General features: G+C 54.4%; 13 protein-coding genes. 3 read left to right on the top strand and 10 right to left on the bottom strand.

Going from position 1 to position 11,092, the window contains the following annotated elements:
- The first annotated feature begins 195 nt into the window (after positions 1-195).
- A complete protein-coding gene (locus tag LC354_RS23635; protein WP_223428438.1) occupies positions 196-399 on the top strand; it encodes a hypothetical protein in 204 nt (67 codons plus the stop codon).
- A gap of 12 nt (positions 400-411) precedes the next feature.
- Positions 412-1,170 carry an IS21-like element helper ATPase IstB gene (istB, locus tag LC354_RS23630; protein ID WP_223428437.1) on the top strand — a complete coding sequence of 253 codons (759 nt, stop codon included), beginning with the start codon at positions 412-414 and terminating at the stop codon, positions 1,168-1,170.
- A gap of 949 nt (positions 1,171-2,119) precedes the next feature.
- Here istB and LC354_RS23625 read toward each other — a convergent pair.
- The 10 genes from LC354_RS23625 to LC354_RS23580 all read right to left on the bottom strand — a co-directional run bounded on the left by LC354_RS23625 (position 2,120) and on the right by LC354_RS23580 (position 10,271).
- The gene (locus tag LC354_RS23625; protein WP_223428436.1) at positions 2,120-2,401 is read right to left on the bottom strand and encodes a hypothetical protein; all 282 of its coding nucleotides are present in this window, start codon (positions 2,399-2,401) and stop codon (positions 2,120-2,122) included.
- A 116-nt stretch (positions 2,402-2,517) separates the two neighbouring features.
- A complete protein-coding gene (locus LC354_RS23620; RefSeq protein WP_223428435.1) occupies positions 2,518-2,691 on the bottom strand; it encodes a hypothetical protein in 174 nt (57 codons plus the stop codon).
- A 110-nt stretch (positions 2,692-2,801) separates the two neighbouring features.
- Complete coding sequence (locus tag LC354_RS23615) at positions 2,802-3,911, bottom strand: alanine/ornithine racemase family PLP-dependent enzyme (protein WP_223428434.1); 1,110 nt, start codon at positions 3,909-3,911, stop codon at positions 2,802-2,804.
- Positions 3,908-5,107: a DUF1611 domain-containing protein gene (locus LC354_RS23610; RefSeq protein ID WP_223428433.1), complete on the bottom strand. Its 1,200-nt coding sequence runs from the start codon at positions 5,105-5,107 to the stop codon at positions 3,908-3,910. The genes LC354_RS23615 and LC354_RS23610 overlap by 4 nt, the downstream gene beginning before the upstream one ends.
- A gap of 85 nt (positions 5,108-5,192) precedes the next feature.
- A complete protein-coding gene (locus LC354_RS23605) occupies positions 5,193-6,032 on the bottom strand; it encodes a hypothetical protein (protein ID WP_223428432.1) in 840 nt (279 codons plus the stop codon).
- Complete coding sequence (locus LC354_RS23600) at positions 6,025-6,375, bottom strand: hypothetical protein (protein WP_223428431.1); 351 nt, start codon at positions 6,373-6,375, stop codon at positions 6,025-6,027. Before LC354_RS23600 ends, LC354_RS23605 begins: the two co-directional genes overlap by 8 nt.
- Entirely contained in the window at positions 6,372-6,689 is a 318-nt protein-coding gene (locus LC354_RS23595; protein WP_223428430.1) for a hypothetical protein, read from the bottom strand. The genes LC354_RS23600 and LC354_RS23595 overlap by 4 nt, the downstream gene beginning before the upstream one ends.
- 63 nt (positions 6,690-6,752) lie before the next feature.
- Positions 6,753-7,262 (bottom strand): BLUF domain-containing protein, encoded by a 510-nt coding sequence (locus LC354_RS23590; RefSeq protein WP_223428429.1) that lies wholly within the window; start codon positions 7,260-7,262, stop codon positions 6,753-6,755.
- Between the two features lie 380 nt (positions 7,263-7,642).
- A complete protein-coding gene (locus LC354_RS23585) occupies positions 7,643-9,217 on the bottom strand; it encodes a winged helix-turn-helix domain-containing protein (RefSeq protein ID WP_223428428.1) in 1,575 nt (524 codons plus the stop codon).
- Positions 9,218-9,533: 316 nt separating this feature from the next.
- Entirely contained in the window at positions 9,534-10,271 is a 738-nt protein-coding gene (locus LC354_RS23580; protein WP_223428427.1) for a hypothetical protein, read from the bottom strand.
- A gap of 411 nt (positions 10,272-10,682) precedes the next feature.
- Here LC354_RS23580 and LC354_RS23575 point away from each other — a divergent pair.
- Positions 10,683-11,092, top strand: a 410-nt coding sequence (locus tag LC354_RS23575; protein WP_223421634.1) for a transposase, incomplete at its 3' end; no start/stop codon positions are given.

Here is an 11,092-nt window from a genome sequence, read left to right as displayed (position 1 = left end):
CCTCTGCCGGGGCACGCCTCGGCAGGGGCTCTCAGCGCAATCTCCAACTAAATTTCCAGACGTCAGGTTACAGTACCTGACTGGACGCCGGAACGTATCCGCACACAGGCTGCGCGCATCGGACCCAATGTTGAGGTGTTTGCGCAGATGGTCATGCGCAAGCGTCGCCACCCCGAGCAAGGATACAGGACATGTATGGGCGTTCTTCGGTTGGCCAAAACATTTGGTGCTGTCCGCCTCGATGCCGCCTGCGAGCGGGCGCTCGAGATCAACAGCTATACCTACCAATCCCTGCATTCCATTCTCAAGAATGGTTTGGATCGCCAACGCCGAGAAGCGCGTACGGACGGCCCCGCGATCACACATCCCAACATCCGTGGCGCAGGTTACTTTCATTGAAGAGGACAAAATATGCTCGATCATCCAACACTGGATCAACTCAAAACCCTTAGGCTCGACGGCATGGCAGAAGCCTTTGCTGAGATGCAAACACAAGATGGCAGCGCCGATCTAACCCATGCTGAATGGCTGGGCCTGTTAATCGACCGCGAAGCCACCAGCCGCGAGACCAAACGCTTTGAGAGCCGTATGCGCACCGCGCGTTTGCGCCATGTCGGAGCCAGCCCTGAAGACGTGGATTACAAAACGCGGCGAGGTCTGGATAAGGCTCTGTTCCAAAACCTGCTGACCGGTAAATGGATACGTGACAAGCGCAACCTGATGATCACAGGCCCTTGCGGTGTTGGCAAAACCTGGCTGGCCTGCGCACTTGCACAAGCAGCCTGTCGCGAGGGCGTCACGGTGCTCTACAAGCGCACAACGCGATTGTTCGACGAGCTGGAACTGGCCCACGGCGATGGTCGTTTCCCGCGCGTCTTTAAGGCACTGACAAAGACCCAGTTGTTGATCCTTGATGACTGGGGGCCAGACCGACTGGACGCCAGTCAGCGGCGCGACCTCATGGAGATTGTCGAAGATAGATACGGAAATGGATCAACGTTGATCACAAGCCAATTGCCGCTCTCAACCTGGCATGAGGTCATTGGTGAACCGACGTTCGCGGACGCCATCCTCGACCGGCTTGTGCACAACGCCTACCGACTTGAGCTCGACGGGCAATCCTTCCGAAAGCAAGACGCTCAAACAGGTGACGGCACACCAGAAAACTGATACCCAAAACCAAATGCCTCACGGCAACGCGTCAAAGGTGGGCGGATAACCCGGTACAAGCGGGCGGATGTTGTCGGAATAGGTGGGCGGATACGTCGGAATGCGCACCGAGGGTCCGGTTCGGGATGTAAAAGGCTGCATACCCCTGTACCAGCTCTACAAGCTTGGGCGCGCCATGACTTTCGAGATTGGCTTTGTTCAGTATTTCCTTGGACATCGCGGTCACTTGGCATCAGTTCCGAGGAACCGTATCCTCAAACTGCTCAGGATGACAGATTGCCCGCAGTCAAGCCGTGGCGATGATTTCATTGAATATTTGTTGTGCGACTCGCCAAACGTTGACATGGAATGCGGACAAGCAAAAAGCCCCGCGTGATGCGAGGCCTAAGGCTTTGGTATTATTCGGTAATTTTGGTTGCGGGAGTAGGATTTGAACCTACGACCTTCAGGTTATGAGCCGAAATTCCAGCGATTCCAATAGCTTATGAAAATCAGGCACTTAGCTGCCAAGCCTCTGATTAGGCGTTATTTTCACCCTTGCAAGCATCAGCACTCGCACGGATTTACCGGCAAAACCATCGCGAAACGCGCAGTCGCAGGTTGATGTGGCGTTGATGTAAGCTGATCGATGATGCACTGATCATAATCGCTTTCGGCCCATTGCTGCCGTTCGAGGTCCGACGGGCTCAACCTTTTTGTTTCCCCGAAGCGGACGTTCACGCGCAGCGCAGAATTTCTGCCGAGCTGGTGATCGAATGGCGGACAATGCTTCGTTCCGCGGTGATTGCGCCTATGTCGGCTGCGCGCGTGTGAACTGGAAGAACAAGCGGAGAATCGGGCCAAAACTGTCATTCTGGTAGTGTGGCTGACCCGCTCTCCGAGGCTCCCTCTTTCATGCCGAGAGTTTCAGCTTCCATTCCTAGATTGCGTCGCGACCCGTTGCTAAGTTCTAGAAATCATCGAATTCCGGGACATCGCCGATCCTGACAAGGAAACTTGGTGGGCCTATTTCGCCACTGCGTGGGTCCTCGGTGATCATATAGGCATCCGCACCAGCGCAATCTTCGGATTGGGCTTCCCGTTCGGCTCTGTTTTGCGCCTCTGCCGCCGTCGAATATTCAATTTGCTTGCCTATTTCCAAGCTGACCAGCCCAGCACGCCCGGACGTCTTTTCGACATATGTCTGGCAGATGTAGTGAACTTTTTCTCCGCTCTCATCTGAGTTCGTCATGGGGGGCATCCTTGGGGAAAGTGACTGTCGCGGCTGATCCTTGGCGTGGCGCAGCAGCGTCCTTATGGGCGCCTCACAGATGAAAGCGAAGCGGATACCTGTCCTCGACGCCGCTGTTATCGCTTGGTGGTGACTTTGGAGGAACCCGTTTTGCGATCAACCGGCTCGGATACTGCAGGTGTATGCGCGTCTCTTTCAAGCCGGGCATTGCGCAGCCGGGTGTTTTTGACGTGTCTTTGTTTTGCTTCGTCGTCGACCATCGTTTTGACGATCCGCGTCGTCTTTTCCAACGGTGTCTCTGGTCTTGTCGGTTGCTCTTTGAATACAGATGACTTTGTCAGCTTCGCCATTTTGTCAGTCTCCTAAGTAGAGTTGTATGTGCACGTTCAAGTTCGACACTTCAAACCAATGCGAGGTGCTTGTGACGGCCTTGCTCGGGCAGCGCGGTTCGGTCAACGCACAGATTTGTTGCGACATCGGGTGCGGCCATGGCGCGCATCAAGGCGCTATAGTTCATGTGAAATCTGACTTCGGACCCGACTTTCAACTTTGAATGGTCGTCGCCAATGACCAGATGATCGCTTGTTGCGCCGATCAACCCATGTCCCGGAGGCATCGAAAGACCAAATATGTCTGTGTCCTGATGCCCAAGGGCAAGGATCAAACGTTGTTGGGTGCAAGTCGGGACAAGGCTGAGCCGCGCCAACGCCGGATTGGCAACGCTGGCGGGTGGGCGCACAGCCTTTCTATCTGTCTCGATCACTTCAGCGACAAGCGTAAAGGCATCCCTGTGCAACCCGGCTATATGGTTTCCCGAAACGGGATCGCAGCCCAGCAATAATGCCTCTCCAAGCCTGAGATCGTTGATGCGACCCGTCGCATGGCCACCGAAAGCCCAAGGCAGGTTTGCGGAATTGCCACCAGACACCGTTTGGATGAATGGGCCACACATGCCCTCAATATCGTTCGCAAGAATTGAGAATGCCCGCATTTTGGCGGCGTCGGGTGCTGTGCCACTCAGGCATGCAAAGTTGGCCCCTATGCCTTTCAGCGCGACACCGGGCATGTCCACAACGTGCTGTGCCATTGCACCAAGATCTTGCGGCATGATCCCCTCGCGCAAATCGCCCATCTCGACCATCAGGATAATGCCGTGAACCTTTCCTTGCTGGATCGCGGCAGCGGCCAGTGCCGCGATGACGGCCCTTTCGGTGTTGTAGCTTGTCTCGCAAAAATGGACGACGTCATTGGCTTGGCTCAGCATGGGTGAGCGGATCAATGTGATCGGGCATGTCACGCCCGCTTTGCGTAACCGCCGCAAATTGCTCAGGCGCGCTTCTGCAAGGTTTTTGACGCCACCATTCAACATGGCGCGGGCGATGGCCGGATGTCCACAAACGGCCTTGGTCACGCCTGTGACATCGATGCCGTGCCCCTTTAGCTGCCCGACAACGGTCAGGGTATTGTGGTGTATCTTGCTCAGATCTATTTCGATGCGGGGGCAACTCATATCGCAGCCACGGGTGGCCCTTGCTGCAAGCTGGGATACGCGGCGAAAACGACCGCAAGCAAATGGGCCTCGGGTCGGCTTAGCGCATCGGTAACGGGCAATCCGAGTTCGGACGATTGTGTGGCGATCGTGTCTGACACCTCAGCATCGGACATCCCCTCGTGATTGAGCGTGACGCCGATGACTTTTGTATCGGCAAACGCCTCAATCAGCGCAATCTCGCTTGCCGCCGCTGGCATCGACATATGCGGAAAATCGCAGCGATGGGCGCGTTTCGGGGCGTGCTGAAGGATCACGGCATCCGGCTGACTGCCGCGTAGGATAAAGGCGGATGTGCAGAACGCCGGATGGCTCAGCGCACCTTGACCCTCGATCAATATGACATCGGGGTGTTCGCCCCGGTCGGCTGCAACAATCGCGCCTTCAAGCTCGCCGCAACAGAATTGGGGCGGCACGGCATCCATGGCGACGCCGTATTTTGCGCCTTGCATCAAACCTGTCTGACCGGTGCCGACAAGAACCGTCTTGATACCTTCCGTGTTCAAGGCACGCGCCAAAACTGTGGCTGTCGTACGTTTGCCAATGGCACAATCGGTCCCCAGGATGGCAATCCGCAGGGCGCTGACACTGGCCACGCTGCCATCGAACAACCGCATGTCCTTGCTGGGTTTCGGCTTGCGAATATCGCGAATTCTGACGCCTCGCATGGACGCTGCCTGGGAAATTTCAGGATCATCGCTTAGATATTCATGCAGGCCACTGACAATGTTCATACCAAGCGCAATCGCATCCAGAACAACGCTGCGATCCGCCAACGAGAGGCACCCCGTTGACGGGGCCATGCCATAGATAAGCGTGTCGGGGATGACGGCTTGATCGGCGACGGCGGCATCCAGGTTTTCGAAAACCGGTATGTGGTTCACGGCGGCGTCAAGAACCCACCCGCTGTCTTTGCCACTGTGATGACTGTCGATGACAGATAGAATTCGGTAGGCCTGCGAATGCCGCACAAGGCCATTTGCCGTCTTACCGTCAATTTCCGAGAAATTACCTTCGCAATACACCATCGCGGTTGGGACTAAGGCAACCTGTGGTTTGGGCGTTGTGTTGGAAAGTGCTGCGCGCATTATCCCCGACGCTTGAGGGCCTCTGACGGGATGTCGGATTGTGTCTGCCGCAGTAAGATCGGATTTCATGTTGTTTCCTTTTTGGGTGGTCGGCACGTCATGCAACGCGGGCGCCGCCGCCGCGTATTGAAGCCGAAGTAACTCTGCGTTGCGCTCAGTTATCGAGTACGCATAGGCCTTTGGATTTTTGGAAATTCCGGTCACATTCCCAACGGTTTCCAGACCTGTCGAGATGCGCATTGGTTGGAATGACGATCGCTTCACTGTTGACGCCATTGGCTGCGTATCCGCGTTCGCATTTCCATCCTTTGCCGTATGTCGCGTCGTCAAAATATGCATTGGCAGGAAATGCGACAGCCTCACAAAGACCACCACGCTCAATATAACCACGCGAACATGTCCAGGCCCGACCATAGCTTGATGTGTTCAGATATGCGTTGGCCGGGACCGCAATGGCGACACAGATATCGTCCGCCGCTGTAAACCCGCGCCCACATTCCCACGCAGATCCAAAGGTTGTATCCACAAGATATGCGTTGGCAGGTACGAAAACCTTTTGGCAGGTATCATCGACTTTCAGAAAGCCGCGCTTGCAATGCCAGCGCCTGCCGGACGGGTCCAAAAACGCGTCAGCCGGAACTGCGATGGTAACGCAATCCGTTTGACCGCTCTGTCGAAAGCCACGCAAGCATTCCCATCCACTGCCATATGTGCGGTTGGTCTCGTAAGCGTTTTGCGGCACAACAACAGCGTCGCAGGCATCCCCACGCAACCTGTATCCAATGTCACATTCCCACCCGTCACCATAGCTCTTTGCGCTGGCGTTCTCAGGCATGGGTGTTGCGGTGGACTGAGCCACAGCAGGCATTGCGAACAAGAGCAGTATGCAGATGGAGCCCATAAACAGACCCGTGAACAACTGAATGTCGTGCAAGGCATGTGTCCCGCTTGTCGTCCGCGGCACCTGCCGCATGGTCCGTGGATGATCATCCATCCAATTCAAGCTCCGCAAGGCACGCCGTCGCAAGGTCACGGTTTGGCGCGTCTGCACCCGGTTGCGTCGCCCAGCCCGTTTCCATCATGGCTTTGCGCTTGTTGAACCCCGAGGCTTCTTGAACCAACACCAGTTTTTCTGCGCGTTCAGGGTCGGCTGAAGCTGTATTCAGGCAGACAGGTACCATCGCCAATGTGACTTCTTCGCTTGCCAGATTCTGGGCCATTTCCTGTGCACTGCCACTGGTCGTCCAACCTCCCCACGTAAAGCCGAGGATCGAGATCGCGATCGCACCACCCAAAGCACCGTAAGCACCGGGTTTCGTCCATTCTGGAAAAGTCATTTTAGATCCTTTGACGGAGAAAGCGCCGCCTCACTTTTTTGTATCGTTTTGCAGGCGCGATCTTGGGCCAGCGCCATTTCCAAGTCGCGATGATCGATCGGGCGCAATTCGGACTCGCCGGTGTCCCACTTGATCAAAAGATGCGTGGCCGTGCGTCGGTATGCCGTGAAGCTAAGGCTTTGCATGACTTCATCTTCGGCAAAAAGCTCATAGCTGCCTGGCGGCAATTCATCGGCGTATCCAGCCAGCACAAATGGATGAACAAATGTCACCAGCGATGTGTTCGTGCGCGATACGATCGGCAACCTTCCCAAACATCAGATCCCTGTTAAGGAACACGACAGCTGAATTTTAATGATGAAAATATGTAGTCCTCTCTAGCAGGCGATGCGCCTGTTCCGAAGAAAACCACAATTCTTGTTAACACAACATAGTCTCTTGGCGTTGCAATTGCAACGCCAGTGGGGTGGTGGTTCGCTTCTGACCTTTTCCGCGAGGTTTTCAAATAAGGTCAAAATCTCTGTCTGAGTTGCGCGGTCAAGGATGCCATCCGATATTGCCGCCTGTGACCAAATCCATGATTTTGCTGGGTCGTGCAGCATTGCCCAATTTCCAAAGATACGGCGGTGCACAGGTCTGTTTACAAGTTTTCTGGGATCGCTGTGTCTGTCGTCGCGCCGTATCCGCTCGTAGGCCTCTTTTACCTTGGCGTCTGGCCCCTCTAGCAACTGAAGATACACGTCGTTCCGACAAACGAGAGCACCCGTTATCCCGTCTCGTTCGTTGCAGCGTCTGGCATCAAGCAGAATACCGCTCAGCATCGGGGCATCGTACCCAAATGGTTGTGACACATATACGAGTTGTACGAGATCGTTGATGATCGTCACTCCCAAGGCAGTCAGGCGATACGAAAGTTGTTGAACTGAACAGCGGTCAGCTCGGCGCCAAGTATGGGAAGCTTAAACTTGACACTGATGGAAGTCTCGCTAATTCAGCAAATCTTGAAGCGTCATAACCAGCGCAGTGCATACCCTTGTTGCATGAGCTTCCGCTGCAACAGCGGCCCAGAGCCGACCTTGGTGGACGGTGCAGCGAACGGCGGCTACGGAGCCACGTTGTGCGGTGCTTCAATAAGATTGAACTGCTCAAGGCGGCTGCCAACGCAATACGATATAAGAGCAGCCAGCTATCTTGGCTTCATTCAAATCGTTGCCTCTCGGCTATGATTCAGGAGTTTGACAACATGATCCAGTTAGGGCGCACCGTATCAGGACCCTACTGCACTAATGGTGATGACGTCGTTTTCTTCCACGCTTTGAAGTTCATAGAGACGCCGCAGTCCCTCGTCAAAAAGCCGCCGGGCGGTTTCGTCAACAATCATATCTTCCGCGTAGCTTTCGGGGTGGAACAGTGGAAAAGACTGCGAGAGCCTCTTGAATTTCCTAAGGGCCGGTTCGACCTTCTGTTGAGCGGCTAGCGACATTGCTCCGAACAACAAGGCGGGCAACGCGGCAGAGCCCGCTTCCGAAGCTGCTGCGCTTCTGGCGTAGTTTCCCGCGAAGAAGGCAACACGGCACTCAATAAGTCTATACCAAACTACCGGATTTGGGCTGAGTACCAAGGCCGTATCGATCAAAGCGATCGCTTCATCAAATGCGCCCACTACCTGACAGTATTCCAACGCACAGACACAAAGTGTATCAGGCTGATTACGGCCAAGGTCAGCAGCTCTGACGACGGCGTTGCGTGCGGCAGAGATGTTTCCGTCAGCAGTGTGAACATGCCGCGACCATACCAAGACCTGAGGGTCGTGGGGATCAAGCCTTAGGCTGTTGCGCAATGCCTCGACCGCCGCCGCGAACGCTGTGTCCCTGTTGGTGTCAGGATCTTGGAAGAAAGTAACCAGCCCACGCAGGAACACAGCGCGCATATGCCAAGCGCGGGCAAAATCGGGGTCGAGTTCTGCTGCCCTGCTGCTGTGCTCAAGCCCACGTTTCCAGACTGCAAGATCGTGGATCGCTTCGCACTCCACAGAAAGCAGGTATTCCTCGAAGGAGGTTCTATCGACAGGCGGCGCACGACGCATGTTCCGAAGTAGCGCTTGATGAACATGACCGTTGAACCGCCCGAGCTCAGCGGACACCAGATCGGCGACCAGATTATGCAATTCAGATATATCATCCATAACACCAAAGTATTGATCCGTCGCCAACACGCTGTAATCCGACCGGGCAACCAATTCCAGCGACACACCAAATTCTTCTGAGCCAATACTGATTTCTACCAAAACGATCAAATCAGCGGACAGTCGCTCGACGACTGTCAAGAGATCGTCGTTTTCTGCTCCGCATGTAGCGTGAAAAGAAACGACAGACAGGTTCGGTTGATACGCAATGCGTGAGACAATCCCCTTACCAATCGAATAGCCAAGGTTGCCCCATTTGGGATCATCAGAGACCATAGTAGGCCGCATGACGGCGATCCGCGGAAACATAGGAAATTGCGCCGTTTTTGGGCTATCGGCAAAGGAAATGTTACCGAATAGGCGAAATCCTTTCCCGCGAATAGTTTCGATATAGCGGGGCGTGGTTGCGTCGTCGCCCAGAGCTTGCCTGATGTCATGCACATATTCGCGCACAAGGTCGGGGGTGACGTGTACACCCTTCCAGACGTTGTCCATAATCTCTTCACGGCTGACGACTTCGCCCCGCCGTTGGGTGAGAACGGAAAGAACCGCAGCCGCCTTGCCAGTCAACGCAACAGTGTCGTCCTCCGACATCAGCCGGTTCTGAGATTGAAGAAATTTCCAAGCTCTTGTCATGCTGGCAACCAAATTCGACATTCCCCAATTAGAATGCCTTCTCCCGCATCTTGAAGCTGTTTCGCGCCTCACTCAAGCCTTTTGGGGCAGAGGTTGAGGAAGTCGTAGCCCCAGATCCGGACTTCGACTCGACATCCGATGTCATGCGCAAAGCCTGCAGAACAAGCTGGCCGATGCACATTCAACGCGCGACATTCTGAGATCAAAATACCTACATTTCAGCTTTGTAGAATATCCTAAAACGATGGGTATGTTGGCCGAAACGACCTTGGACACCTACCGTGATGCGGATGTACGGTTTGGTCCAGACTGACTTGCAAAATGCTGCAGTGTGCGTTTACCGCTTAGGTTCGCTGCGGTCGATCAAAATCACCTGTCCCTCCCGCAAAAGCAGTAGGTCCGCCCAAAGCCAAAGAAGAAAGCACACTATCATGGCCGTGGGCAAGATCGCATCACCCAAGGTACTACCGCTTTGCACAAGCGACACAATCGGCACGATAAGCGCTATGATGGAAGGTGCACGGCTGGCCACCACCACCAATCTAAAGCCGCGGTCTATAACTACTTGCTTTGGGAGATCGAAGGTTGGCAGGATTGCTGAGCCCAGCTTGCCGCCTGCCAAAAGAACCCCCGCAAAAAGTGCTATCGCCGCATTCCCCACCCAAACTAGCGCCACAGTCAATGCAATCGCTGCGAGCCCAGAAACCAGATCACCCATCTGGGTTAGGCGCGGGTCTGGCCCACGATGCGACTGCCATGCGCGATGATACAATTCTCCGGAGACCATAAAAATCAGCATAGACCCAGTCAACCAAACTGAGCCGGGGCTACCTAGTAAGTGCTCACGGATCGCTTCAGTTACACTGGATTGGCCCCACACTTCACCAATTTGCAAAGCAATACCGGAAAGCAAGGCGAGCAGGTTGCCAACATTGTAAAGTGCACCTGGTCCAATCAAGCGACGTCTAAGCCATAAAAGACGACTTGATAAGAAAAAATTATAGAGTGTTACACGGCAACTCTGGAGCTTTCTGGCATGAGAAGCGACATACAATTCATTACAGTTGTCATCCATTAAACTAGCCTCTGAAAATTATTTACAAATGGTGCACGCCGTTCCGGAATGACGCGCCGTACTTACATGGTAGAGGGTCGCGGAAGACACTTTCATTGAGTCTTTGTTGATTCTTAATTAGGGATAAAAAACAGTACTTTAACCAGTATATGATCTAGGATCAGAGGGTGAGGATTGTGCCGTCAGTTGGTAATTAAAGTAGACCATCTGGAAAAATGCCTAAATTGATATTGACGGTTTTTCATTAATAAAACCGTATCTCGTAATCGCTCTTCTCAGTTGCCGTAATGTAGATGATTTTGAGAATGATTATTAATCCCGCATTCCCCAAGTAGATCTCTGATTTCGCTGTCTTGAACGTGATATTTTCTATATATATCATGGCGTTGGTTGCTGCGGAGGATGTGTTTCATGGATCACCCAGAGGGTGCGGGCTTGCAGCGGGCAGATCGTGTGGATTTTGACCCTCGCGTGCGGCTGGAATTCCGGGGCGCTCAGCTCAGTTCGGATGGCGGCCTTCTGGTGATGCGCGAGCTTGATGACGCGCTCGGTCTGTCCAATCTGGCGTCTGCTGCCCTGTGCGATAATCGCCGTGGCAAGAACACGATCCACCGGCTCGACGGGCTGTTTCGGCAATCGGTCTACGGCCGGTTGGCAGGATACGGGGACGTCAATGACGCCGACCGTCTCGCGCTCGATCCCGTGATGCGCCAGGTTGTCGGTGGCCGTGCCGTCGATGCGCATGCCGCATCCACGTCGCAGATGGGCCGGTTCGAGACCGAGGGACTGGCGACCGCAGAGAACCGGGCGGCTCTGTCTGA

It is taken from the genome of Tateyamaria pelophila, from assembly GCF_019966495.1.
GTDB classification, from domain to species: Bacteria; Pseudomonadota; Alphaproteobacteria; order Rhodobacterales; family Rhodobacteraceae; genus Tateyamaria; species Tateyamaria pelophila.
This window is presented reverse-complemented; position numbering and strand designations above follow the sequence as displayed.